Origin of the sequence: Nitritalea halalkaliphila LW7, assembly GCF_000265075.1 — a bacterium.
GTDB lineage: Bacteria > Bacteroidota > Bacteroidia > Cytophagales > Cyclobacteriaceae > Nitritalea > Nitritalea halalkaliphila.
The window spans coordinates 1-23,734 of the sequence record NZ_AJYA01000001.1 but is presented as its reverse complement, the minus strand read 5'-3'; the positions used below and the strand labels follow the sequence as shown (position 1 = coordinate 23,734).

Here is a 23,734-nt window from a genome sequence, read left to right as displayed (position 1 = left end):
TACGACTTTCTAAGCGATAGTTGTAATGAAAATAACCCTTTCCACAAACAAAAAATAAAGAAAAGCGCTAGCTCTCTTAGAAGAAAATAGCACTTTTCTTGCGCGAACATAGCTATTACAATCTATTTTTCAAGATAGTATGTCCCATCTTATCTCGTTTTGTTTTTAAATACCCCTCATTATGTGGGTTCGGGTCTATTTCTATTGCCACCTGCTCGACGATCTCCAAGCCGTAGCCGATGAGACCCACGCGCTTCGTGGGATTATTTGAAATAAGGCGGAGCTTACTGATCCCGAGATCGCGGAGAATCTGCGCTCCCACCCCATAATCCCGCTTATCCATCGGCTCACCTAAAGCAATATTCGCCTGAACGGTATCCATGCCTTGCTCTTGGAGCTTATAAGCCTTCAATTTATTCAATAGGCCGATGCCGCGGCCCTCTTGGTTCATGTATAGGACTACCCCTTTGCCTTCTTGCTCCACCATCTGCATCGCCTTCTGCAGCTGTGGACCGCAGTCACAGCGACAAGAACCGAAAATATCACCTGTCACGCAGCTGCTATGCACACGCACCATAACAGGTTCGTTTTCCTCCCATTTGCCTTTAATAAGCGCAAGGTGTAAATCGCCTGTGTTCACCTGACGGAACGCGATCAGTTCGAAATCCCCGAACTCCGTTGGCATTTCTACACCTATCTCACGCTTAATCAGGCTCTCATGCTTCATGCGATACGCGATAAGATCCTTTATGGAAACAAGCTTTAAGTTGAAGCGCTCCGCCACCTTCACTAGATCCGGAAGCGCGCCATGGTGCCGTCCTCATTCATGATTTCCACCAAAACACCTGCAGGCTTAAGCCCTGCTAAGCGTGCTAAATCGATCGCGGCCTCCGTATGACCTGCACGACGTAACACCCCACCTCGCCGAGCTTTTAAAGGGAAGATATGCCCTGGCTTGCCCAGCTCATCTGGATGAATCGAATCATCGATAAGCGCTTTAATGGTCTTCGCACGGTCACTCGCAGAAATACCTGTCGTACAGCCATGGCCCACTAAATCCACAGACACGGTGAAGGGCGTCTCGAAGGCAGCCGTATTCGCACCCACCATCATCTCTAGGCCAAGCTTTTCACAGCGATCCTCGATTAAAGGGGCACAGATAAGCCCGCGGCCATGGGTGGCCATAAAATTCACGATCTCAGGTGTTACCATCTCCGCAGCACACACGAAGTCCCCCTCATTCTCACGATCCTCATCATCCACGACGATGATCACTTCTCCATTTTTTATGGCTTCGATGGCCGACTCTATACTGTCTAATTGAAAGGCTGCAGACATACGCTTATTTTGAATATTAGATTATATACTCGTAAAATTAAACTCTTTATCGTAAATTAACAGCATATACCAAAGGAAAGTTTGTGGCTAAGCACTGATCACGGTGCCCAGCTGCTTATCTATCTCCATCTGATACTGCTTTAACTCCATGTAAACTTGAATGACCTCATTTAGTTTTCAGGATCCTGGCCAGGACCTTCTGCCTCGCGAATTTTTTCTCTGGCTTCCGCCAAGACCTGAATCAGCACCTTCTTTTTAAGCCGTAGTACACTCTCATACACCGTCTTAGCCAGATCATCTGCTTCATGCTTGGTAAATATCTGATGCCGGCTGCGCCAAAGTTCCGACAAGTTATGCTTTTCAGACACCAAACTGATCACCAAATCCCGTACCTCCACATCAGGGGATGCAATAAAGTAACTCAACTGCGGCAGCACCCCCTGCGCTAAAGCACCTGTATATGCTTCTAAAACCCGCTGATGTAAGGGCACCTTAAACTGCACATCCGCCACCTCCCGAAGCAGGTAGTCACAGACATTTAAATCCTCCGAAACTGCCTCGAAACCATAGTTTACCAATAAGCGCAGCATCTCCTGCTCCTGCACTTCCAGCACTCGGGCCGGGCTTATCTGCTCTGGGGCTACTGGTAAAAAGGTCTCAAAGGCCGCCGCCTCCGTGTCACTGCGCAACTCCCGCAGCGGTGCCGCACTTGGAGCACCACCAGCCTGCCGCTGCTCCCGTTCCTGCCGCAGCCGCTCCTCACGTTCTGCCTGTAAAAAACGTTTATTGAGTTCTGCGTGCAGCAGATCCTCTTCTAACGCTAATAATTTCGCAGCCTCCTTCACATAAAGTGCGCGAGTCAGCCATCCCCTATCTTCGAAATGCTCGTCAGTAGTGTCTGTATCAATGCTACCCGCGCCTGAGGATCCTTAGCCGCTTCTTCCTGAAATAGGTCGATTTGGAAGCGCACAAAATCCTTTGGCGCCTGCGCCAAATACTCCCGAAACGCCGCCGGACCTACCTTACGGGCATAGCTATCCGGATCATCCCCATCCGGGAAGGTGATCGCCTTCACATGTAGCCCGCCCTCTAAGATCAAATCGATCCCACGCAGCGATGCCTTTATCCCCGCTGCATCCCCATCAAAGAGCACCGTCACCTGATTCGAAAAGCGCTTGATGAGCTTGATCTGATTTTCGGTCAGCGAAGTCCCAGAAGAGGCCACCACGTTTTCCACCCCCGCCAAGTGCATGCTGATCACATCGGTATACCCCTCCACCAGATAGCAGTTATTCTGTGCCTTGATGGATTTCTTCGCCTGAAAAATACCATAAAGCACGTCTGACTTGTGGTAAATCTCGGTCTCTGGGGAATTAATGTACTTCGGCTGCTTCTTGTCCTGCGTAAGGATCCGCGCCCCGAAGGCGATCGGCTTACCCGACACATTATGAATGGTAAAGGTCACACGATTACGGAAGCGATCATATACGCGCTCTGCATCCCCCTCCTTCTGGAGCACCAGGCCTGCCTTTAGAAGAACATCCCGCTGTAGGCCCGCCTTTTCCGCCGCAGTAAGCAGCGCGTCCCAGCTGTCCGGCGCATATCCCAGGTCGAAAGCCTCTAGAATCTCCGGTGTGAAGCCCCTTTCTTTAAAGTAGCTGAGCCCGATCGCGCGTCCCTCCGGCGTCTTAAGTTGGTCGATAAAAAAATCCTTCGCATAATTTAGCGCCATAAAGAGGGCTTCTCGCTCACTTAGGGCTCGCCGCTGCTCAGGCGTCCGCTCCCTTTCCTCCTCGATCTCGATCCCATAGCGCTGAGCCAGATGGCGCACGGCTTCTGTAAAGGACATGCCTTCGATATCCATGATGAACTGGATCGGATCGCCTGCTTTCCCGCAGCCAAAACACTTGTAGATCTGTTTAGCGGGCGAAACAGAAAACGACGGAGACTTTTCGTTATGGAAAGGACAGCAAGCCCACAGGTTTTGGCCCTTCTTTTTTAGGGGCACATACTCATTTACGATATCCTCGATATCCGCTACTTCTCGTACACGATCGGTCGTCTGGGGGCTTAGCATAGGTAAAATTGAACACAAATATAAGGGTTTTTGAAGAGAAAGTGCCGCTACAGGAGGTTTTGGCCCGCGGCCAAAAAGCAATCTGCTCCCTGCTTACAGTAAGCACTTAATTAAAGGCGCAAAAGAACCTTTTTTTCCTGCCTCAGGTTACATTTTAGGGACAGATCGACAAGAATCGCTTATAAATTTCGGTTTTGGAACGCTGTCTATTAACTTGCATTAAAAATAGAGCTTATAGCATGACGGTTACGCGCGAAAAGGTATTAGCGGCACTTTCCAGAGTGGAAGACCCGGATTTAAAAAAAGACTTGGTGACCCTAGGGATGATTCAGGGGCTGGAGGTAGCCTCAGATGCGATTTCTTTTAAAGTGGTGCTCACTACCCCTGCCTGCCCCCTAAAGGAGGTAATAAAAAATAACTGCCTAGAGGCGCTGCGAGAAGATTTCGGTGACAGCCTGAAGGTGAATATTCTCATGACCGCAAATGTGACGACCGCGCGCGCAGATGGCCCCCTGCTTCCGAAGGTGAAGAACATCGTGGCGATCGCCTCCGGCAAAGGGGGAGTAGGAAAATCTACTACCGCCAGTAATCTAGCCGTGGCACTGGCGCTTTCGGGAGCGAAAGTAGGACTGATCGATGCGGACATCTCCGGGCCATCTATCCCGACGATGTTTAACGTGGAGGCAGAGCAGCCAAGTGTGCGCCAGGAAGACGGTAAAAATATCATCATGCCAGTGGAGCAGTATGGCGTGAAGCTGATGTCGATCGGCTTTTTAACTCCGGCAGAAGCTGCTGTGGTGTGGAGAGGCCCCATGGCCAGCTCTGCTCTGAAGCAGTTTATCAGTGATGTAGATTGGGGAGAGTTAGATTATTTATTGATTGACTTGCCTCCAGGCACCTCGGATATTCACTTGACAATGGTGCAGACTGTGCCTGTCACGGGAGTAGTTATCGTGACGACTCCACAAAAAGTAGCCCTAGCAGATGCCACGAAAGGGCTTACCATGTTCCGACAGCCACAAATTAATGTGCCGATCTTAGGCGTTGTCGAAAATATGGCGTATTTTACGCCCGAGGAGTTACCGGAGAATAAATATTACCTTTTCGGGAAAGACGGAGGATTGAAATTAGCAGAGCGATTTGAAGTGCCTTTCTTAGGTGGTATTCCGATCGTACAGAGCATCCGTGAAAGTGGTGACTCTGGCTATCCAGCTGTATTCAAATCAGGTGTCACGGAAGGGGCCTATCGTGATTTAGCAGAGTCGGTAGCACGTCAAATCGCCATCCGTAATGCATCGAAAAACAAAACAGAAGTTGTACAGGTTAACCCTTAGGTAAATGGATCAAACATTGCGTTCGCGAATTGAAGTTGCCCTTGATAGTATTCGGCCTTATCTGGAAGCTGACGGCGGAAATGTAAAAATAGTGGAGCTCACAGAAGATATGGTGCTACGCTTAGAGCTCTTAGGAGCTTGTGGCACTTGTCCGATGTCCACCATGACATTAAAAGCGGGTGTGGAAGAGGCTGTAAACGGGAGGTTCCTGAGATTACACGCGTAGAAGCCATCAATATTCAGGTGGCTTAGTCTTATGGAAAATATCGGATGATAAAAATGTTACGTACTGGAGTGAGTGTCGCCATGTGGACACTCCTCCTTTTTTTAGCTTCGACTCATACAACCCGTGCACAGAAGTTTTTTGGGGCGCCGTACCAGCATGTTCATGATGAAAAATGTGGTGCCGTCTGGATAGAAAAGGAGCAGGAAGCCTCATGGGGGTCCAAGGTAGCCCTGAATTTTTTGAAACCTGGATGCAGGGAGAAATCCAAAAGTTAAAAAGTAACCCTGAAGCCCTCCGCACTTTAAGTGAAGGACGCCGCGTCATCCCGGTCGTCGTACACGTAATCCATAATGGAGAGCCAGTCGGGCAGGGCGCAAACATTCCCTTCTCACAGATTGAGAGTCAAATCCGCATTTTAACAGAAGACTTTACCCGCACGAATCCGGATACTGCGAATACGCCAGCAGAATTTAGAAATGTGGCGGCGAATGTGAACATTGAATTTGTTCTCGCCAAGCAAGACCCAGACGGCTTACCCACCGATGGCATTAATCGCGTACAGGGTCCGAGAGGGTCATATGGCATAAACGACCGTATGCTTATCGCCTCGCTTTCTTCCTGGCCCCCTGAAGACTACCTAAATGTATGGGTGCTCCCCTTGAATTCTCCACTCTTAGGTTTTGCCAGCTTTCCAGTCTCCAATCTACCCGGATTGAATTTCGCTCCTACCCCTCGCGAAGCAGACGGAATCACAGTCGACTTTCGCTTTTTTGGAGTTGGTGGGAGTGCTTTAAATGGATTGGCAGGAAGAACAGCCACGCATGAAGTCGGTCACTTCTTAGGATTACGCCACATCTGGGGAGATGGCAACTGTGACGTAGATGATTTCGTGGAGGATACCCCAAATCAGGATGGCTTTAACTCCGCCTGCCGGATAAATAACCCACGCTTTACCTGTGGCAGCCGTGACATGACCGAAAATTACATGGACTACACGGTGGATGCCTGTATGAATATTTTTACACTGGGACAAAAAGAGCGAATGGATGTGGTCCTGATGAACAGCCCACGGCGCGTCAGTCTAGTCAATGGGCGAGCAACTCAGGAGCCAGCACTTAACCCGAATAGCTTAACGCCACTGAACTTAATCGAGCCCCTCGATTTTATTTGTGAACTCACTGTAACGCCTGCCGTTGAGGTGGTCAATAACGGGAATAATCCCGTAACCAATGCCGTTATCGAATTACGAAATAATGGCGCGCTGCTTCAGCGCCAAACCGTTTCACTTAATTTGGCCACAGGTGAGCGCACGCTTTTAAGCTTTAACCCGATTACGCTTGGGGAGCAAAACAATAATTTCGAGCTCGCTATCGTGCAAGTAAATGGACAAGCTAATGGCTCTACACTGGCTACCTCACTTCGCTCCCAGCCGCGCCTCCAGGGTGATATTACGCCTTCCCTATGTCTTTGATTTTGAGGATTTGGAATCAGGCCTTTGGCAAATCGTGAATCCAGATGAAGCGATCACATGGATAGATACTGTCGTTACCCTAGACGGTACACCTACGCGCATGTTTAAAATGAATAATTTCGAGTACGACGCACGTGGACAAGAAGACTTTATCATCTCCCCTCAGATCGACTTAGCGGCATTTCCAAATGCGCAGCTTACTTTTAATATGGCGCACGGCCCCTTTCCGGGAGCGCAGTTTGCAGACGAATTAATCGTGGCTATCTCTCAGGACTGTGGAAATAACTTTGACTTGGCAGGAGCCCCTTTCTTTAAAAATGAGACTTTCCTCCAGACAGTGGCGCCAGCAGAATCCCCCTTTATTCCCATATCTGCGGGTCAGTTCCGCAGGGAAATCGTGAATCTGGCCCCCTTCGCTTCGCTCGGCAAAGTAAGAATCGCCATCATTAATCGAAATGGTTTTGGCAATAACATCTTTATCAAAGACCTTGAAATCCTAGCAGAGGAGCAGTTCCGCTACGCTATGCGTATCACTGAGTTAGTAGCTCCTAACCCGATAGCGGCTCCGGGAGGTAATGGTAACGAGGTATTAGCCGTCGAAAACACGGGGAACTTACCGATTAGCGGCTTTTTATTGGAACGGCAGGTGACCAATAATCCACGTCAAACCTTCATAGTCCGTGGTCAAGCACTTCCTGTGGGAGGTGTTAATCTGCTGAATCTCCCTCTTTCTCCTACCATAGAGGGCACCAATAGCTTCCGCTACCAACTGCTCAATCCGAACTTTGACCAGAATCCTGCTCCTGCGATTAACTTTCAGCAGTTTTCGATCTTTAGTTCCACCACCATGGACACCCCTTGGAGACAAAACTTTAATGGCTCCGTCGCTTTAGCTCCTTGGCTCACCGTAAATCCAGAAAGAAATAATGTGGTTTGGCGAATAGAGCCTTCACCTGTGGGAGATGGTGAAAACCAGCTTGTGCTGCGTAATACACGCGATGGGGACAGTTACTGGGTAGGTTCACCGCTCTTTGACCTATCACAAGCACGCTTTGCAAGCTTATTCTTCAGAAGAGGAGCAGGCCCAGTGGATCTAAACACCCGACTGCGTGTGCTGATCAGCCGAGATGGAGGGTTAAACTACGAACCACTATTAGAATTAGATGGGGAAACGCTAAGCACGACAACATCGGAACTACCGAACAGGAATACGCCAGGTGAATTTGTGCGTGAATTTATCAATCTAAATGATTTTACGGGGGGAAATAATAACCGCCTGCGCGTGGCCTTTGCGCTGGAAAGCGCTAATGAGGACAACCCACCTATCTTCTTAGATGACATCGAGCTGTTTTTATCTGACAACCCGAATCCGGTAGATCCAGGCATAAATAGCACGCGTCTGTATCCAAATCCAGCGCGAGACGTCTTTAATTTGGCGTTTAATTTCAGGAATTTTGAGGATGTTTTCGTCCAGGTTGTATCTACGACGGGTCAAGTCGTGTACGAACAAAGCTTCCCGAACACGCTAAACCAAACGTATTCCTTTACGACGGCCTTATTTTCGAAGGGGGTATTCGTGGTAAAGGTGACAAGCAGAAGTTTATCCGAAACCAAAAAACTGATCATACAATAATTCGGCAGAATTTCTGTTTATACTACGTGTGAAATTGGCTAACTTGCACCAAATTTTACGATAAATTAGTGCTATGAGCGGATTTAAGAGAAAGCTGAAACTCGTCCTTTTGAATTTTTTAGCGGCGAGTGTCCTCTTCTTTGTGGTAGCGTATGTGGTTTTGCAGGTCTTTTTACCTTCTTACACCAAGCATGGGCAGACGGTGACAGTTCCCAGCTTGGAGGGATATTCCTATGAGGAGCTGGATCAGTTGCTGACCTTAGCAGAGCTTCGTTTAGAGATTTCACCAGACAGCGGATATAATGCAGAGGTGGCACCCTTAACGGTACTGCGCCAAAATCCGCGTGCAGGCAGCAAAGTCAAAAAGAACAGGAAGGTTTACCTGACTTTAAATGCTGAAAATGCTCCTTTAGTCAAAATGCCGAATCTAGTCAACAGTCAGCTACGTAATGTCCAGGAGATTCTTGCGAATATGGGCTTAGTCCGTGGAGAGATCGTTTATGTGCCGGATATCGGAATTAATGTCGTTTTAGAGCAAAAGTACCGCGGACGCAATATACCCGAGGTTTCGAGCTGCCCAAAGGCTCCCAGATCGACCTGGTGGTGGGGGACGGTATGGGTAACCAAATTTTAGATGTTCCGATGCTAATTGGCCTAGATGAGGTGGATGCAGAGTTTTTAATTATTGGTTCTGGTCTACGGCTCGGGAGAATATCCTATGTACAAACAGACACCGTACCGCAGGGCACGATCGTAGAGCAGTCTCCACCCGCTGGTTTTGAAGTGAAGACCGGTGACCCGATCGACTTGTGGATTTCTGAATTAGAAAATCGATAGGCGTGCACTCGCGTATCTCCCATATCGTTTGCTTGGTTTTAGGGGTTTTTAGCCTAAGTCTTTCTAGCGCTTACGCGCAATTTCAGCAGCTCCCGACCCCTTTACCCGAAAAAAGCATTCCGGCGCGCGACTCCTTTCTAGGCGCACAAAGAATTAGTGAAGATACGCTAGCAGAAGAGCGCCTGCAACTTCCTTTTTGGGATGATTTTTCATCGGGGAGAATTGACTCTACGCGATGGGAGGCTAGAGGCGCTACGCATAGCTTTTCGGTGGGGATTTTGCCGCCGAGTACAGGACAGGTTTTACTGGATGGCACGGATGAGCGCGGCAGACCCTACGGACTTTTAGCCATCGAACAGGGGCAAGGTGATCGCTTAACTTCTAAACCCATAGATTTATCTGCGATACCTGCGGGTTGGGAAGAGAGTGTCTTACTTAGCTTTTTTTGGCAAGCAGGAGGCAGAGCGGAGCTTCCAGATACGGGAGACCTGCTGCGTGTCGCCTTCTTAAATGCTGCCGGTGAATGGATCGATGTATGGGAGATAAATGGCGGTAGCGAGCGCAACAGCGAACTATTCGAGTATGCCGAAATTCCCGTTTCGGAAGCTTTTCAACACGAAAACTTTCGCTTTCGCTTTACGATGCGGGGAAGAATCAGCGGTCCTTTTGACAGTTGGATCATTGATTATGTTTTTCTAGACCAGGGAAGAACTTTAGGAAATAGAAGTTTCGAAGACCGAAGCATTCATACACGGCCAGGCAGTCCGCTTCGCCCTTACACAGCGCTGCCCTGGTTCGAGGTGGGCACTTATTTGGCGAATAATACCACGAATCCCATTTCTTTAGGCTTTAGTAACCTTAGTAATCGCCCGATCGCCATGGAATTTAGTGTGGCGATCCAAGGAGAAGGAGCACCCCTAAACGTCAATCAAAATTCGCCTATAAATCCAGTCACGCTAGCATTTGAAAAACGAAACCTGTTAAGTGCCGTACCCGCTTCGCTTCCGGAGGTTTCAGGACCCGGTACCTGGCAGGTCCAAGGCCGAATTTTAGCCGATGATGGCATTTACATACGCGAATTTGATGGCATAGGTCAACCTTTTCCAGAAATTGACTTTCGTGTTAACGATAGTAGCAGCGTGCGCATTCCTCTACAGGATTTTTATGCCTATGACTTCGGAAACGTAGACTATTCAGCAGGAATTAATCAGCGAGAAGGAATGCTGGCGGTGACCTTTGAAAGCACACAGCCTGTATTTATCACCAAGCTATCCATCAACTTCACGAACTTTGCGCAGGTAGGGCGAGGCGTAGATATCATGATTTGGGATGATTTGGATGCACCGCCTATCTTCATAAAAGAGGCCGTAATCCCTGAAAAGGAGCTGCTTGCCGATTTCGGAGAGTTTCTCATAGATGAAAATGTGCAAGTGAACGGCACTTTTTATGTGGGCTTCATGCAGTTTACGAATGATTTTATCCATGTGGGTTTAGATAAACGTGAAGATGCGGGGGAGCGCATACGCTTTAACATTGGGGGAGGCTGGCAAACCAATACCGAGGTAACAGGTGCACTGCTCATTCGTCCCCATGTTAGTTTGGATCCGCCCTTCCGTGTTCAAGATGAAGAAGAACCCGCCCCAGAGGTACGCATTTTCCCGAACCCAGTCGTTCACTTTCTGCGGGTAGAGGCCCAGGAAGTGGATATCGTAGCAGTTTTTGACCCTGTGGGTCGCCAAGTAAGTATCCCCATAACGGAGGATAGTATGGGCAAAATGCTTAACTTTACGGGCATGCGATCGGGCATTTACCTGCTCAGGTACGCTAAAAACGGAAAAACATATTCAACACGCGTATTAGTACAATAATCACTATGGAAGACATACAAGTTGGCGCCTTAAAAGAGCGCTTAGAAAAAGGAGACGATTTCTTATTTCTCGATGTTCGGGAGGAGTGGGAATACGAGGAGGACAATTTAGGGGCAAAAAACATCCCTCTCGGCACTTTACCAGAGGTATTAGATACATTAGAAGCTTATAAAGAAAAAGAAATCATCATCCACTGCAGGTCTGGAGCACGTTCCGGTAATGCCAAGCAATATCTGCTGTCTCAAGGCTTTACGCAGGTGCGCAATGTACTCGGTGGGATTTTAGCCTATCGCGCTTTATAATAACCTACAAAACCGCCAACCTTTGTGCAGTTAAACCGTTATAAAGAATACCATTTCGTTTTCATCTTGAAAGAAATGAGGTTTAAACTGCTTTAAATAGGTTTAAAAACCTGGGTCTTTAGGCTCAGGTTTTTTTATGCGGATAAACTGGTTCACGAGATAATAATAGATACAGATAATGTGTCGGCTTGGATCCCTCTAATGCCCCTTACAAGTCAAAGGTAAATGGTCTTGGCGTAAAACAAAGCACAAAAATCAGGATCCCGATCCATGCTAAAATTTTTCGTTTACGGTCAAGCGGCCTCCCATCCACCACTTCGGATGGTAAATACCGAGCACACGACCTAGGATAAAGGCAAAGAATAGCCAGCCCGCATAGCCTTCTAAGTTTGGGAAGAAAAACAGGCTGAGGTACTGTACCGCGGCTAGGGTCAGCACCAATGCGAGACGGGTTTGGTTCTGCATGGGGGTTTTGCGGTAGCAGATGTACAGAAAACCGACATAAAGCGGGATGCTGATCAGCAGCTCACTGGTTGTGTCTTGCGGATGGATTAATCCTAAGCCTGCGAAAGCGATAAAAAGTGTGTAGGCGGTTAAGGCGATTTCTTTATGATGCTTCGGAAAAAGGCCATAGATAACGTGTCCGCCGTCTAATTGCCCTACGGGCAAAAGGTTCAAAGCCGTGAAAAACAAAGCCAGATAGCCTGCGAACAGGTAAGGATAGTGGATCACCTCCCCTATTTCAGGCATCCTTTCTGGGTCTGCTAAGGTTTTTTCCAGCAACCAAAAAAGTGCGTTATAGCCCAGCTCAAAGGCCACCATGCCCGACTCCGCGTCTGGACCGGCATAGTCAGGATCAGCATATTCTGGGTGAATGGAGTAGATATAATCCGCTTCGGGGAGGTTTAAAAACCCATAGACCAGCAGGGCCAGCGCGACGATAAAACCCGCTAAAGGGCCTGCTACGCCGATATCAAAAAACTGCCTGCGGCTCCGGATAAAGCCTTTCATCTGAATAATGGCTCCAAAGGTCCCGAGTGAGGGCCCCGAGGAAGCCTAGCCAGCCAGGAATGAAGAAGGGCAAACTACTTTTTACTTTATGATGCAGAGCAGTCAGGAGATGTCCCAGTTCATGTACCAACAGGATAAAAAGAAAAGGCACAGAGAAGTGCAGTGCCTTTAGAAAATAAGCCACGGTGAGGGCATGCTCCCCTTCACGGCTAAGAATGGTTTTACCGTAGAGCCATTCCGCTCCTGCTAATGTGGTGGTGAGCAGCGTGAGGAGAAAAAGTCCTAAATGTTTAAGTATGGTTTTAGTTGAATAGGTTTTCATCAAAAAAACGGGTCAAGGCATTTTTGTCTTTGATCTGATGCGCTTGGAACCCTACCTGTTTGGCTTCATGGATATTCGCCTCTAAATCATCGAAGAAAAAAGTCTGTTCAGGTGTAAAACCAGTTTTTTCGGCTACTGTTTGGTAAATTTTAGGATCTGGCTTGGAAAGGCCTAGCTCATGGCTGAAATACACATAATCGAAGAGTTCATGCAGGTTTTCGTAGCCATGCTGCTCCTGCAGGATCGCATTAAATGCACGAATATGAATAGCGTTCGTATTACTGAGTACCCCTAAGGTGAAGTTTTGCTTTAGCTTTTTCACCAGCCGAATACGGTCTGCTGGAATATCGAAAAGAAGGGAGTTCCAGAGGGTATCGATCTGCTCATCACTCCAGTTTTCTTCAAAATGCAGCCGCACCGCCTGACGAAACTCAGCATCTGAGATCTCGCCCCGCTCATACGCTTTATGAAAGCTGCTCGGAAAAAAAGAAGCGCATCGCTCGTGCTTCTCCACGGGTAGCAGTGCTTTTAGCTGCCCGATGGTGTGCTCATAATCGATATCTATGATAACATTTCCTAAGTCAAAGAGTAAAAACTGTATTCCTGTTAGTCGCGCCATGTTTTTATTTAACTACCCAAATATCCTACCTTCGTCCACATAAACCAAATGATCCTGCCTTCAATTTTATTTTTAGTCTAAGCGGAATTTTTTATGACTGAAAATCAATACGCTGGCATTTCGGGATAAAAATTAAAGAAAGAAGCGGAGGAGAGTCTTGGAGAATAGACGCTTAATGCGTAAACTTGCATTCCGAAAGCGAGTAATCGCACCGGGCCTATAGCTCAGCTGGTTAGAGCATCTGACTCATAATCAGGGGGTCCCTGGTTCGAGCCCAGGTGGGCCCACCCCTACTTCCAAGGTCATCACGGCCTTGGATTTTTTATTTTAGGAATACTTTACTTAACTTTCCTCCTTTAATCCACTAAAGACCATTTATGAAACAAGCACAGGCAGTTTTCGAGCTGCTACAGGAGCGCTATGCTGGGGAAAAGGAATACCTGCAGGCGGTGAAAGAAGTTTTTGAGAGCTTAGGCCCACTTTTAGAGCAGCGTCCACATTTTAAGACGGAAAATCTTTTACTTCGTATCGCGGAGCCTGATCGCGTCATCAGCTTTAAAGTCTGCTGGCAAAACGATGCCGGCGAATGGGAGGTGAATCGTGGCTACCGGATTCAAGCGAATAATGCGCTTGGTCCCTATAAAGGAGGGCTTCGCTTTCACCCGAACGTGACACCGAGTGTCCTGAAGTTTTTAGCTTTTGAACAGACTTTTAAAAATGCGCTTACCGGTTTGCCCCTCGGCGGGGCAAAGGGAGGGGCTGATTTCAACCCAAAAGGCAGATCTGAAGCTGAAATTAGGCGTTTTTGTCAAGCATGGATGTTAGAGGCCTATAAATATCTAGGGCATTTTCGGGATATCCCTGCGGGAGACATTGGGGTCGGCGAACGAGAGATCGGCTTTCTCTTCGGCACCTATAAAAAGCTTAGCGATAGTTTTGAGGGTATGCTGACAGGAAAAGGAGTAACATGGGGAGGCTCGCAGCTACGCTCCGAAGCTACAGGCTATGGCCTTGTGTATTTTGCGACCTACATGCTAGAAGATGCTGGCTACTCGCTTAAAAATAAACGCTGCATCGTTACAGGTGCAGGGAAAGTATCCATTTATGCGGCAGAAAAACTGCTTCAAGAGGAAGCTAAAGTGATCGCCTTATCGGACTCTAGTGGCTGGATTCACTACCCGGATGGTATCACAGAAGAGGACTTAGACCAACTAAAAGAAGTAAAGTTAGTCAAGGGAGAGTCTTTGAATGCTTTAGTGGATAAAGAGCGAAACATTTTATTCCATAAAGAGCCGGAAACGCTTTGGGAATTACAGGCACAGTGTGTGTTTCCTTGCGCTACACAAAATGAAATTGACCGTAAAATCGCGCAACAACTGGCCAAGCAAGGCATTTTGCTTATCGCGGAAGGCGCTAATATGCCACTAACGAGTGAGGCACAAGAAGTGATCTTAAAAAGTAAGGTTCTTTATGCACCGGGGAAAGCCTCTAACGCAGGGGGGGGTGGCTGTTTCCGGGTTAGAAATGAGCCAAAACCGAGCAGGTGTATACTGGTCTAGGGAAGAAGTGGACCAGCGGCTTCGTGCTATCATGCGCCACATACACGATGTTTGCTTAGAAACGATACGCACCTACAACTTGCCTGCAGCCAGCTACCATGATGCTGCTAACATCGCAGGTTTTGAGCGTGTGGCTGTGGCCAGTGGTAAACAAGGGATTTAATAAACGATAAAGCAACATGAAATCGCCGATAGCACCACCAGAACGAGAAATTTTCCCAGTAGATAATTGGCGCGTAAGGAGCATTTTCAGTTTTTTAATGCTTTCGAGGAACCCTTCTTTGGCGTGTGCGCTACCGTGCACTGCCATAAGGCGTACAAGCGAGCGAAAAAACAAGGGGTTTCCTTTTTTCTGTACTACCTGTACCGCGCGCTGAAAGCCGTAAATGAGTTAGAGGCATTTAAATTACGGGTAGTCGATAATACTGTTTATCGCTACACGCGAATCGATGGCTCATGTACGATCATGCGTAAGGACAATACCTTCGGCTTTTCCTATATCCCTTTTCAGGAGGACGAACAGGCCTTCTACCGAGATGCTGCACGCATCGTGGAGGAGGTGAGTCAAAGTGCAAGCTTGTTTCCGGCACGCGCGGGAGAAGGAGTTATTCATTTTAGTAGCCTACCCTGGCTAAATTTTTCATCTGTTTCGCATGCACGGCCGTTTAAAGAGAAGGACAGCTGTCGAAAATTACTTTTGGGAAACTCATGCAGGGCGAGCAGGGTAAATTTATGTCGGTTTCCGTTCATGGACACCATGCACTGATGGATGGCTTCCATGTAGCTGAGTTTTACCAGTTGTTTGAACGCCTGCTTTATGAGCAGGCAGAGTAAATTCAGATATATGTTTTAGGAAAAAAGCATGCACGCGGATCCATGATTAGTGGTTATCTGCATGCATACTTTTTACACGTATTAAGGTTTAACCTCCAAAAATGTCGTTTTTTTAAGCGGCTCGGGTTGGAAAAAGTGGTTTAAGGGGCCTGGACCTGCCCCTATACTTACATCTTTACCTGCATCCAATGCCCCCTTGATGTAGCGATGTGCGTTAGCTACGGCTTCGAATAGTCCTTCTCCCCTTCCCAGATAAGCCGCGATTGCTGAGGAGAGTGAACAGCCGGTTCCATGCATATTAGGGGTGTCTATTCTTTTTCCGGGAAATGTTTCCGAGCGATCGGTACGATCGACGAGGTAGTCGTACAGCGTCTCTCCTTCCATATGCCCTCCCTTCACGAGAACGGCTTTCGCCCCATCGTTTAGGAGCGTTTCTCCAGCAAAGCGAAGATCTGCTAGGGAGTTCAAGTTTTTATTAATCAGGAACGCAGCCTCATCTAAATTCGGTGTGATGAGATCCACACGGGGGAAAAGGGTTTCTTTTAGTAGGGAAACAGTGGTGTCTTGAATCAATTTAGCACCTGAGGTGGCGATCATCACTGGGTCGAAAACGGCCGGGATAGTAGGATATTTATCTAAAAAAACAGCCAAAAGATGCGCCACCTCGGGGCTATTAATCATCCCTATCTTAATCGCTCGAGGAGGAATATCTTCCATGATAGCGTCAAGCTGCTCCTGAATAAATTGGGTAGGAACAGGGTGGATCGCCCGTACCCCCGTGGTATTTTGTGCGGTGAGCGCAGTCAGAACCGTCATTCCATAGCAGCCTAGCGCTGAAAACGTCTTTAAGTCTGCCTGAATACCTGCCCACCGCTGCAGTCTGAGCCCGCTATCGTTAAAACAGGTACATAGGTGCTTTTTTCCATGTTTAACATTTTTAAACCTAAAGATACTAAACTATGTGCTGGAAAAAGTTTTGCGCCAGCAATCCTTTCAGCCAACTTTTATCAAGGCTATTTATTAACCACATAATCCAATAGGAATTATCTGTACGTACATATAATATCCTTTCACCAAACCAATATCAAGATGAAAAATATTTTCCACCGATCAGCAGCCTTATTTTTAGTCGGCGGGCTGATGCTAGGCTTCTCTGCCTGTGACGATGAGATGTCCGAAATGATGCCCGAGCAGGAGATTATCCGAACGGCCCCGATGTAGCTTTTACTGTGATTACAGAAGATGGGCGCATGGCCACATTTAATGCCCGAAATTTAAATGCCCCTATGGGAATCCGACCGATTACCGGCTTAGCGGATGATGAAAAAGTTTTAAGTATCGACTATCGTCCCGCCACTGGTCAACTTTATGGGATTACGAACCAAAGTCGCCTCGTGGTCATCAATGAGACCAATGGTGAAGCTACCGCATTAGGAACTGCACCTCTTGATCCGATGATCGATGGGGATAAGCCTTCTCTTGACTTTAATCCCACAGTCGATCGCATCCGTTTAGTGACGGCCACGGGCCAAAATTTACGTTTACATCCTGAGTTGGGGACAGTGGTGGCAGTAGATGGCCCTATTAGCGGAGGCAATAATCCACGGATCGGGGCTGTGGCGTATACAAACAGCTTCGCAGGATCTAATAGTACCTTGCTTTATGATATAGATTTTGAAAGTGACAAGCTTTTCATTCAGGATCCACCCAATGACGGTGGTTTAGCCGAAGTAGGTGATCTAGGAGTAGATTTAGAGGGCATCGGTAGTTTCGACATTTCCCCTGACAACATATTTTCTTTAGCCACCGTCCGCGATGGGGACCGTACACGGTTATTTACGATTAATCTTTCTACAGGAAAGGCGACATTGGTTGGCAATTTCGATTTACCCGTTATCGCATTAAGTTTTAAAACGAATCCTATTGCTTATGCTACGGATGCTAACAATCGTTTGTATCGTTTCAACTTCATGCGCCCTCAGATGAACTCCATCGCTTTACAGGGAATGATGCAAGGGGAAACTGTGGTAGGTTTAGACTTCAGGCCACAGAATGGACAGTTGTATGCGATTACAAGTGCGAGCCGCATGCTAACGATTAACACGGCAAATGGTGCTACTGCTGTAGTGGGCACTTTAGATCCGATGTTAGAGGGTGACAGCTTCGGTTTTGACTTCAACCCAACGGTGGATCGTATCCGTCTGGTGAGTAACACAGGTCAAAACCTGCGACTACACCCTGATTTAGGCACAGTGGTAGCCGTGGATGGCACCTTAAATCCGGGCATGCCCTTTGTTAATGGAGCTGCTTACACGAATAATTTTGCTGGTACCACATCTACCGTACTTTATGTAATGGATAGCGAGAGAAATCAGTTATTTAGACAGGATCCACCGAATGATGGCGGGCTCGTTTTGATCGGTGATTTAGGGGTAGATATAGAAGCAGAAAATGGTTACGACATAGGCGGTAAAAGCAATATCGGTTATGCCCTCCTAAAAGTAGATGGGGCTTACGCAATTTATTCTGTAAGTAATGAATCCGGTAGCGTAGAAAAACTCGTAGATTTCAACATACTAGCGACAAGTTTCGCGGTAGGTTTAGGGTTTTAGCATTTTATAGTTTCCCGTATATAGCGAGTAGACTCGCATGGCATGCATCTTAAAGGTGCATGCTTTTTTAGTTTAGTAGCTTTCGTGTTCGATATAAGGGTATTCCATATAACGAGCTACCTGCTTGACGAAGTGCGAGTCTGTAAGTGCTAAAAGCATGTGAAGGGCTAAATCAATTCCCGCACTTACCCCTGCTGCCGTAGCATACTTACCTGTTTTTACGAAGCGCTTATCTACAAAAAAACCATTTTTCGTAAGTTTCTGCACGTCTTCTATCACCAGATGATGGGTGGTGAACGGCTGTCGATCTAAGACACCTAAGGCGGCCAAAATGCGGGCACCACTACAGACAGACCAAGTAAGTTTAGCATGCCCATTTAATCTGCTGATGTCCTGCATCGCTTCAGTGTTCTCTAAGAGCGCTTTAGAACCATCGCCGCCAGGGATAATGAGCATATCGGTCTCGAAGACCGCTGCAAGAGAAGTATCAGCTACAATAGTCAGTCCATTTTTAGCCCGAACTATTCGCTCGTCTGTTACTGAAGCTACCTGTAGTGTTAATAGTTGATATGCTTTCAGTTGATTCGCCACTGAAAAAACCTCAAAGGGTCCAGCGAAATCAAGGACTTCCATGTCCTCAAAAGCGCACAATGTTACTTTCCACATCGTATACAAAATTAAAGCTCCGATTCAAGGTACGAACCGGAGCTTAAAAAGAAAAGAATGATACGTTTTTCTCACTTAATAACTTATAATCTTAAATTCTGTACGTCTGTTTTCTTGATGCTGTTCTTCTGTACAATCGATAGAACCATCACAATCATTTACCAGCTGATCTTTTCCAAATCCTTTCGCTGTAATGCGTCCAGCCCCGATGCCTCTGCTTATAATGTAGTCTACAGCAGCTTGCGCCCTACGATCAGAAAGTTTTTGGTTGTATGCGCGTGAACCGCGCGAATCTGTATGGGAGTACAACTCAACCACCATAAGTGGATAGGCTTTCATGAGTTTCACGAGCTCATCCAGCGCTGGCTTCGCGTCTTCACGAATAAAGGATTGATCAAAATCGTAGAAAATATTATCTATCGTATAAACCCTATCGACTTCCACTTTCTGCAAGAAAAACTCTATATATTTCTCGCCAACCTCTCTTTCTTCTTGATTTCCTTTTAATGCGAGCTCTAACGATTGCCCCATGTAATCCGTGGCAGAAACGGCTAAATCATGGGGTTCGAGGATGGGTAATAAGAACACAAAACTCCCATCTGATTCACTTATAAAGCGTGCATTTACGCCAGTTTTCTTACTTACCGTCGTTAATACAGCATTCCGAATAGGCGCCTTCGTATCTTTATCAAAGACTTTTCCATAGAGCTTGATGAGCTCCTTCTCATCGCGTTTAATGAGGTAAATATCCTCCATCCCAAGAGAACCTCTTCGGTCAGAGGACAGGTAGGCTTTATCCCCAAAACTTGTGTAGAAGAAATCATCACGAGCAGAGTTAATAGGAGCACCTAGATTCTCTACTTCGCCCGAGGCCAAATTGGCAGCTCGAACAACAAATACATCCAATCCGCCAAGACCTGGATGGCCAGAAGATGCAAAATAAAAATCACCCTTCTCATCTATAAAAGCGGACCGATCATCGCCAAAGGTATTGATAGTAGGGCCTAGATTCTCTGGCTCTCCCCACGTTCCATCAGAATTTGGCGTAAGCTTATACAGATCTAATCCACCTTCACCACCAGCCATATCAGAAGCGAAGTAAAGCGTTTGCGTAGCTCATGCCAAAAGGGATCCGTTACAGCGTGTTTCAGCGCATCGTTAAAAGCAAAACGTTTTACAGGCCCTAAACTTCCGTCTTCCCCAACTTCACGATAAAACAATTCTGGCTGTACTGTAATGAATCGCTTACGCAGCGAAAAACCTTTCGCCTTTCTATTCTCTTGTGTTTTCGAGAAGAAGATGTATTTTTCACCCTCGCTTACAGGTCCTATATGATAGGGGTGTGCCAGATCATCTACACTTTGTATGGCAGACACTTTGTTTTCTGCAGTATCCAAGCTGCCTGTCATAACCCTAAGAAAAGCATTTCCGGTCCAGCCATAACGCTCCGAACGAAATGCATTTTTGCGATTTATCGCTCCTGGTCTCCCCTCAAATCGATCAGTCGAAAATAATACTGCCCCCTCGCTATTGACTTGAAAAGCAAACTCAGCAAACTCCGTGTTGATACCTCCCACAGGAACCACCTGAGCAGAAGAAAGGGTATTCACGAGATTTTTACCATTTTGGATGGATTTACCCAAGTTTACCGTCTGCTGATTTGCCTTTTGCTCCTCTTCTAAGAGGGTCAAATAACGCTGAAACATAGTCTCCGCTTCCTCAAAGCGGGCATTAGCTATTTTGGCCTGAATGTAAGGAACGTAATCTCCTTTTTTCAGTTTGCCCATATTATCAAGCTGTCGGAACCAAGACTCTGCAGCTTCAAAATTCCGCATTTTAAAGGATGAACTGGCAAGCCCTCTCGCTGAAAATTCTTTTTGGCGCTTCGCCCAAGATTTCTGATACTCCTGCTGGGCAAGGCTGTAGTTCAAGAGTTTCTCTTGCTCCATACCTCTTTTCACAAAACGATCTTTGCCTGAACTACAGGCAAAGACCATTAAGCTCATAAGTAAGAGCAGGGTGACATTAAAACGTAAATTATTATTCATCACTTTTCATTTGGTTTAGAAATATCTCGGTGAAACGGTACCAACACGCCTTCCCTGCAGCATAAAGCCTAAGGATATATCATGCGTCGTGAAATTACGCACATTAAAGCCTGTAATATTATGGTCATAGGCGTAACCTATTCTAAGCCCCTCTGTCAAAAACACTTGAAACATAGCTACCACAGCAGTAGCACGCTGCAAGTCCGGTGACAGAGACCTATTCGCATAATCGACACTCGTTCTGTAGGTAGCTCCTACCCAGAGTCTCTCATAAAAAGAAAAGTTTGTGGTTAAATCTACTCGTGCAGGACTTCTATAATCGTCCATCCAGAAAAACGAAGGACGAAAATCAATGTTATCCGAAAGTGCAAAGGCAGACCCACCTGTTAAAAATAGGTGAGACCTAGGCTCTGCGATGACCTGACCATTATCGAAGTCCAAAATTGGTGAAAGCAAGTTATCAAAAGCCGCACCAAAATAAAAGCGTTCATTAAAATAAAATACACCAGCTTTTAAATCTGGATACAGCACATCATTACGACCCACCGGTACTGTAGGATCATCTGGATTAGTAGTTTCTGCCAGCCCTCCGTCGAGAACAGCATTTACCATGCCCACGCCGATCCCAAACTGAAGAAAATCATACTGTCCGAGCTGTAAGCGATAAGAAATGTTCGCATATAGAGCCGAAGTACGCTGCATACCAAGTCGGTCTGACATACCGATTACCCCGATTCCGAGATTTTTATCCGGAATAAAACCATCCGCCGCCACCACAAATGTTTCTGGAGCACCCTCAAGTCCTACCCACTGTTTCCTGTAATAACTTTGTAGAAACAGCTGATCTTTATACCCCGTATATGCCGGGTTTATAAAAATCGGATTGAACATATACTGACTGTACTGAGGTACCTGTTGTGCATTAGCCTCCAGGAAAAACTGGAGGACTAATGCAAGGAGGAATATACTTTTTCGTTTCATCTGCTGGTCTTATCTTAAAATGGTTACGTAACCTGTTAACACGATTTCTGCACCCTGTGCATCTCTCAAAGTAAACTGGTAGAAGTACGTACCTTCATTCAGATTACCACCGTCCCAATCATTCGCATAATTCGCTGATCTAAAGACTTCTACTCCCCAGCGATTGACAATTAACAGTTGTCGTGATGGGAAGAACGCTTCCAAACCTGGCACCTCGAAAGTATCGTTTATTCCATCGCCATTCGGCGTGAAGGTATTTGGAATGCGGAACTCTAGCTGCGCATGCTGTACGTTGGCCACGTTATTTGATACATCTGGATCCCGCTCACGCGCTGTTACCCTCGCTGTATTGCTTACCAGATCACTCGCTCGCTCAGCTAGCACACGAATTGTTAATACCACTTCTTCTCCACCCGCTAGGGCATTGATATTCCAGGTCAGCACGCGTGTTGTGTTGTCGTAACTTGCCGTACCCGCCGTTGGAGACGCATCTACGAAGCGCGTAGGCAGCGGAATAAAGTCGGTGACTACCACTTCATTTGCCGTGTTCGTAGAAAGGTTACGTACCGTCAAGCGATATTCGAACTGCTTCCCAACTTGTACCACTGCGGCAGATACCTCTTTGGTGATCGCCAGATCGGCCGTGTTGAATCCGATTGGATCTGTACTCGCCTCTTCATCTGGAACATTTTCCCCAGTTACAAAGACTGTATTCACGATCGGCGCGCCTTCACGCATCACCATGGTGATTACTGTTAAAACAACCTGCTGCCCTGGCTGTAACACCGGAACGGTCCATGTGATGCGATTACCTGTAGAAACTGCATTTCCAGTTATGGAAAGTATCATCAGCGACTCCGGAATATCATCGACTACGATTAATCCGATAGCAGGAGAGTTTCCTGTGTTACGCACCGTTATAGTAAAGCCGAGTTGATCTCCTACAGACACCCGATCACTATCGGCCACTTTCGTCACTTCGATCGTGGTCTGCCCAGGATTCACCGTGATAACTTCAGGATCAGATGCCTTCTCTCCTCCTGGATCAGATGGTGAGATGACTGTAGCGATGTTCTCTATCGTTGTCTCTGCAGTAAGTAGCGGATCTACACGCACTTGCAGCTGAAGCACTACCGTTTCATTTGCTGCGATAGCAGCTAAATTCCAAGTAACCACTCCCGACTCAAACACGCCACCGTTATCTGCCGACACGAAGCTTAGCGCAGGGTTCAGCACATCGCGAACCAAGACATTTTCTGCTTCTCCTGAACCGACATTTCGAACGCGTATCGTGTAAGTCACTAACTCACCCGCATTGACCACTGAAGACTCAGCGATTTTTTCGATAACTAGATCTGCTCTGAAATCTACTGTCACACCATCCCCTGGTTCATTCGATTTCGGCCCATCCGGATCATCCGGCGATTCCGCTGTCGCAATGTTCACGATACGTGATTCCGTTATCGTCTCAGTCACTCGGACCTCTAAGCGCAGGCTGATGGATTCGCCTGCGGCAATGAGCGGTATCTCCCAGCGTACCACGCCATTCTCAAACACACCCCCATTATCTGCAAGAACAAACTCAGTTCCAGCCGGTAATGGATCACTTACACGAACCTGAGTAGCAGGGGCATTACCCGTATTACGAATCGTAATGGTGTAGCCAAAAGTATCTCCAGGTAGGACCGTAGTGACATCGGCAACTTTTATGACTTCTAGGTCTGCAAACTCATTCACCACTGGCGTCTCGTCTGGATCAGACTCCTTCGGTGTGTCTGGATCCGTAGGACTTTCTACCCTTGCGATATTCGAGATAATCGTTCCATCTGCTAGGTTCGCATCTACCAGCACCACCAAGCTTAAGGTCACAGTCTCGCCTGCTGGGATAGTACCCACATTCCAAGTCACGATGCCATTCTCCAACATGCCGCCCATGTCTGCACTTACAAAAGTAGTTCCCATCGGAATCGGATCCGTTACCACTACCTCTTGTGCA

The 23,734-nt window shown here is 47.1% G+C and carries 24 protein-coding genes, 1 tRNA gene and 2 pseudogenes; 15 read left to right on the top strand and 12 right to left on the bottom strand.

Annotated features, from left to right (window positions below):
- Nucleotides 1-115: 115 nt before the first annotated feature.
- The 3 genes and pseudogenes from A3SI_RS00100 to dnaG all read right to left on the bottom strand — a co-directional run bounded on the left by A3SI_RS00100 (nucleotide 116) and on the right by dnaG (nucleotide 3,433).
- Nucleotides 116-1,338: pseudogene (locus A3SI_RS00100) on the bottom strand (bifunctional 3,4-dihydroxy-2-butanone-4-phosphate synthase/GTP cyclohydrolase II).
- Nucleotides 1,339-1,508: 170 nt separating this feature from the next.
- A complete protein-coding gene (locus A3SI_RS21845; protein ID WP_316929010.1) occupies nucleotides 1,509-2,183 on the bottom strand; it encodes a hypothetical protein in 675 nt (224 codons plus the stop codon).
- 14 nt (nucleotides 2,184-2,197) lie between these two features.
- Complete coding sequence (gene dnaG / locus A3SI_RS21840) at nucleotides 2,198-3,433, bottom strand: DNA primase (RefSeq protein WP_316929009.1); 1,236 nt, start codon at nucleotides 3,431-3,433, stop codon at nucleotides 2,198-2,200.
- A 221-nt stretch (nucleotides 3,434-3,654) separates the two neighbouring features.
- On the opposite strand from dnaG, the gene A3SI_RS00090 reads away from it, so the two are divergent.
- The 8 genes and pseudogenes from A3SI_RS00090 (at nucleotide 3,655) to A3SI_RS00065 (ending at nucleotide 11,086) form a co-directional block, all read left to right on the top strand.
- Nucleotides 3,655-4,749: an Mrp/NBP35 family ATP-binding protein gene (locus A3SI_RS00090; protein ID WP_009053059.1), complete on the top strand. Its 1,095-nt coding sequence runs from the start codon at nucleotides 3,655-3,657 to the stop codon at nucleotides 4,747-4,749.
- Nucleotides 4,750-4,753: 4 nt separating this feature from the next.
- Nucleotides 4,754-5,001: pseudogene (locus tag A3SI_RS00085) on the top strand (NifU family protein).
- A gap of 185 nt (nucleotides 5,002-5,186) precedes the next feature.
- Nucleotides 5,187-6,446: a M43 family zinc metalloprotease gene (locus A3SI_RS18695; RefSeq protein WP_162098395.1), complete on the top strand. Its 1,260-nt coding sequence runs from the start codon at nucleotides 5,187-5,189 to the stop codon at nucleotides 6,444-6,446.
- Nucleotides 6,418-8,079 (top strand): T9SS-dependent choice-of-anchor J family protein, encoded by a 1,662-nt coding sequence (locus tag A3SI_RS18690; RefSeq protein WP_162098394.1) that lies wholly within the window; start codon nucleotides 6,418-6,420, stop codon nucleotides 8,077-8,079. Before A3SI_RS18695 ends, A3SI_RS18690 begins: the two co-directional genes overlap by 29 nt.
- 73 nt (nucleotides 8,080-8,152) lie before the next feature.
- Nucleotides 8,153-8,713: a PASTA domain-containing protein gene (locus A3SI_RS00075; RefSeq protein ID WP_316929008.1), complete on the top strand. Its 561-nt coding sequence runs from the start codon at nucleotides 8,153-8,155 to the stop codon at nucleotides 8,711-8,713.
- The gene (locus A3SI_RS21835) at nucleotides 8,695-8,916 is read left to right on the top strand and encodes a PASTA domain-containing protein (RefSeq protein WP_316929007.1); all 222 of its coding nucleotides are present in this window, start codon (nucleotides 8,695-8,697) and stop codon (nucleotides 8,914-8,916) included. The genes A3SI_RS00075 and A3SI_RS21835 overlap by 19 nt, the downstream gene beginning before the upstream one ends.
- Before the next feature lie 2 nt (nucleotides 8,917-8,918).
- The gene (locus A3SI_RS00070; RefSeq protein WP_009053057.1) at nucleotides 8,919-10,784 is read left to right on the top strand and encodes a T9SS type A sorting domain-containing protein; all 1,866 of its coding nucleotides are present in this window, start codon (nucleotides 8,919-8,921) and stop codon (nucleotides 10,782-10,784) included.
- 5 nt (nucleotides 10,785-10,789) lie between these two features.
- On the top strand, nucleotides 10,790-11,086 hold the full coding sequence (locus A3SI_RS00065; RefSeq protein ID WP_009053056.1) for a rhodanese-like domain-containing protein: 297 nt from the start codon (nucleotides 10,790-10,792) through the stop codon (nucleotides 11,084-11,086).
- Nucleotides 11,087-11,359: 273 nt separating this feature from the next.
- On the opposite strand, the gene A3SI_RS21830 is transcribed toward A3SI_RS00065, so the two are convergent.
- The 3 genes from A3SI_RS21830 to A3SI_RS00055 are packed head-to-tail and all read right to left on the bottom strand — an operon-like array spanning nucleotide 11,360 to nucleotide 13,038.
- Nucleotides 11,360-12,097, bottom strand: a complete 738-nt coding sequence (locus A3SI_RS21830) for a site-2 protease family protein (RefSeq protein WP_316929006.1) — start codon at nucleotides 12,095-12,097, stop codon at nucleotides 11,360-11,362.
- Nucleotides 12,060-12,419 (bottom strand): zinc metalloprotease, encoded by a 360-nt coding sequence (locus A3SI_RS21825; RefSeq protein WP_316929005.1) that lies wholly within the window; start codon nucleotides 12,417-12,419, stop codon nucleotides 12,060-12,062. The genes A3SI_RS21830 and A3SI_RS21825 overlap by 38 nt, the downstream gene beginning before the upstream one ends.
- Nucleotides 12,400-13,038 (bottom strand): HAD family hydrolase, encoded by a 639-nt coding sequence (locus A3SI_RS00055; RefSeq protein WP_009053055.1) that lies wholly within the window; start codon nucleotides 13,036-13,038, stop codon nucleotides 12,400-12,402. The genes A3SI_RS21825 and A3SI_RS00055 overlap by 20 nt, the downstream gene beginning before the upstream one ends.
- Nucleotides 13,039-13,251: 213 nt before the next feature.
- Between A3SI_RS00055 and A3SI_RS00050 the strand changes: the two genes are divergently transcribed.
- From A3SI_RS00050 to A3SI_RS23035, 5 genes are all read left to right on the top strand, one after another.
- A tRNA-Ile gene (locus A3SI_RS00050) sits at nucleotides 13,252-13,325 on the top strand.
- Nucleotides 13,326-13,415: 90 nt separating this feature from the next.
- Nucleotides 13,416-14,597 (top strand): NADP-specific glutamate dehydrogenase, encoded by a 1,182-nt coding sequence (gene gdhA, locus A3SI_RS00045; RefSeq protein WP_009053054.1) that lies wholly within the window; start codon nucleotides 13,416-13,418, stop codon nucleotides 14,595-14,597.
- Complete coding sequence (locus tag A3SI_RS21820) at nucleotides 14,563-14,760, top strand: hypothetical protein (RefSeq protein WP_316929004.1); 198 nt, start codon at nucleotides 14,563-14,565, stop codon at nucleotides 14,758-14,760. The genes gdhA and A3SI_RS21820 overlap by 35 nt, the downstream gene beginning before the upstream one ends.
- A 66-nt stretch (nucleotides 14,761-14,826) precedes the next feature.
- Nucleotides 14,827-15,363, top strand: coding sequence for a CatA-like O-acetyltransferase (locus A3SI_RS00040; protein ID WP_009053052.1), 537 nt, complete (start codon nucleotides 14,827-14,829; stop codon nucleotides 15,361-15,363).
- Nucleotides 15,306-15,431: a hypothetical protein gene (locus A3SI_RS23035; protein ID WP_202946835.1), complete on the top strand. Its 126-nt coding sequence runs from the start codon at nucleotides 15,306-15,308 to the stop codon at nucleotides 15,429-15,431. Before A3SI_RS00040 ends, A3SI_RS23035 begins: the two co-directional genes overlap by 58 nt.
- Nucleotides 15,432-15,512: 81 nt before the next feature.
- Here A3SI_RS23035 and thiD read toward each other — a convergent pair whose 3' ends face one another.
- On the bottom strand, nucleotides 15,513-16,247 hold the full coding sequence (gene thiD, locus A3SI_RS00035) for a bifunctional hydroxymethylpyrimidine kinase/phosphomethylpyrimidine kinase (RefSeq protein WP_009053051.1): 735 nt from the start codon (nucleotides 16,245-16,247) through the stop codon (nucleotides 15,513-15,515).
- A 273-nt stretch (nucleotides 16,248-16,520) separates the two neighbouring features.
- Between thiD and A3SI_RS21365 the strand changes: the two genes are divergently transcribed.
- Entirely contained in the window at nucleotides 16,521-16,652 is a 132-nt protein-coding gene (locus tag A3SI_RS21365) for a hypothetical protein (protein ID WP_262491741.1), read from the top strand.
- Between the two features lie 8 nt (nucleotides 16,653-16,660).
- A complete protein-coding gene (locus tag A3SI_RS00030) occupies nucleotides 16,661-18,043 on the top strand; it encodes a DUF4394 domain-containing protein (RefSeq protein WP_009053050.1) in 1,383 nt (460 codons plus the stop codon).
- A 72-nt stretch (nucleotides 18,044-18,115) separates the two neighbouring features.
- Here A3SI_RS00030 and A3SI_RS00025 read toward each other — a convergent pair whose 3' ends face one another.
- From A3SI_RS00025 to A3SI_RS00005, 5 genes are all read right to left on the bottom strand, one after another.
- On the bottom strand, nucleotides 18,116-18,709 hold the full coding sequence (locus tag A3SI_RS00025; protein ID WP_040669673.1) for a DJ-1/PfpI family protein: 594 nt from the start codon (nucleotides 18,707-18,709) through the stop codon (nucleotides 18,116-18,118).
- 75 nt (nucleotides 18,710-18,784) lie between these two features.
- Nucleotides 18,785-19,795: an OmpA family protein gene (locus A3SI_RS00020; protein ID WP_050977288.1), complete on the bottom strand. Its 1,011-nt coding sequence runs from the start codon at nucleotides 19,793-19,795 to the stop codon at nucleotides 18,785-18,787.
- Nucleotides 19,771-20,757, bottom strand: coding sequence for an outer membrane protein assembly factor BamD (locus A3SI_RS00015; protein ID WP_040669672.1), 987 nt, complete (start codon nucleotides 20,755-20,757; stop codon nucleotides 19,771-19,773). The genes A3SI_RS00020 and A3SI_RS00015 overlap by 25 nt, the downstream gene beginning before the upstream one ends.
- Nucleotides 20,758-20,772: 15 nt before the next feature.
- On the bottom strand, nucleotides 20,773-21,738 hold the full coding sequence (locus A3SI_RS00010; protein ID WP_009053048.1) for a PorP/SprF family type IX secretion system membrane protein: 966 nt from the start codon (nucleotides 21,736-21,738) through the stop codon (nucleotides 20,773-20,775).
- 9 nt (nucleotides 21,739-21,747) lie between these two features.
- On the bottom strand, nucleotides 21,748-23,734 hold a 1,987-nt coding region (locus A3SI_RS00005; RefSeq protein WP_009053047.1), incomplete at its 5' end, for a T9SS C-terminal target domain-containing protein.

Bases quoted from the DNA above. Each gene is read 5' to 3' on its own strand.
- A3SI_RS00010 (WP_009053048.1), bottom strand. From the start codon at position 21,738: ATGAAACGAAAAAGTATATTCCTCCTTGCATTAGTCCTCCAGTTTTTC.
- gdhA (WP_009053054.1), top strand. From the start codon at position 13,416: ATGAAACAAGCACAGGCAGTTTTCGAGCTGCTACAGGAGCGCTATGCT.
- A3SI_RS18695 (WP_162098395.1), top strand. From the start codon at position 5,187: ATGGGGGTCCAAGGTAGCCCTGAATTTTTTGAAACCTGGATGCAGGGA.
- A3SI_RS23035 (WP_202946835.1), top strand. From the start codon at position 15,306: ATGCAGGGCGAGCAGGGTAAATTTATGTCGGTTTCCGTTCATGGACAC.
- A3SI_RS00065 (WP_009053056.1), top strand. From the start codon at position 10,790: ATGGAAGACATACAAGTTGGCGCCTTAAAAGAGCGCTTAGAAAAAGGA.
- A3SI_RS21835 (WP_316929007.1), top strand. From the start codon at position 8,695: ATGGGTAACCAAATTTTAGATGTTCCGATGCTAATTGGCCTAGATGAG.
- A3SI_RS00075 (WP_316929008.1), top strand. From the start codon at position 8,153: ATGAGCGGATTTAAGAGAAAGCTGAAACTCGTCCTTTTGAATTTTTTA.
- A3SI_RS21820 (WP_316929004.1), top strand. From the start codon at position 14,563: ATGAGCCAAAACCGAGCAGGTGTATACTGGTCTAGGGAAGAAGTGGAC.
- thiD (WP_009053051.1), bottom strand. From the start codon at position 16,247: ATGACGGTTCTGACTGCGCTCACCGCACAAAATACCACGGGGGTACGG.
- A3SI_RS00020 (WP_050977288.1), bottom strand. From the start codon at position 19,795: ATGGCTGGTGGTGAAGGTGGATTAGATCTGTATAAGCTTACGCCAAAT.
- A3SI_RS21365 (WP_262491741.1), top strand. From the start codon at position 16,521: ATGAAAAATATTTTCCACCGATCAGCAGCCTTATTTTTAGTCGGCGGG.
- A3SI_RS00055 (WP_009053055.1), bottom strand. From the start codon at position 13,038: ATGGCGCGACTAACAGGAATACAGTTTTTACTCTTTGACTTAGGAAAT.
- A3SI_RS21825 (WP_316929005.1), bottom strand. From the start codon at position 12,419: ATGAAAACCTATTCAACTAAAACCATACTTAAACATTTAGGACTTTTT.
- A3SI_RS00015 (WP_040669672.1), bottom strand. From the start codon at position 20,757: ATGAATAATAATTTACGTTTTAATGTCACCCTGCTCTTACTTATGAGC.
- A3SI_RS21830 (WP_316929006.1), bottom strand. From the start codon at position 12,097: ATGAAAGGCTTTATCCGGAGCCGCAGGCAGTTTTTTGATATCGGCGTA.
- A3SI_RS00025 (WP_040669673.1), bottom strand. From the start codon at position 18,709: ATGTGGAAAGTAACATTGTGCGCTTTTGAGGACATGGAAGTCCTTGAT.
- A3SI_RS00090 (WP_009053059.1), top strand. From the start codon at position 3,655: ATGACGGTTACGCGCGAAAAGGTATTAGCGGCACTTTCCAGAGTGGAA.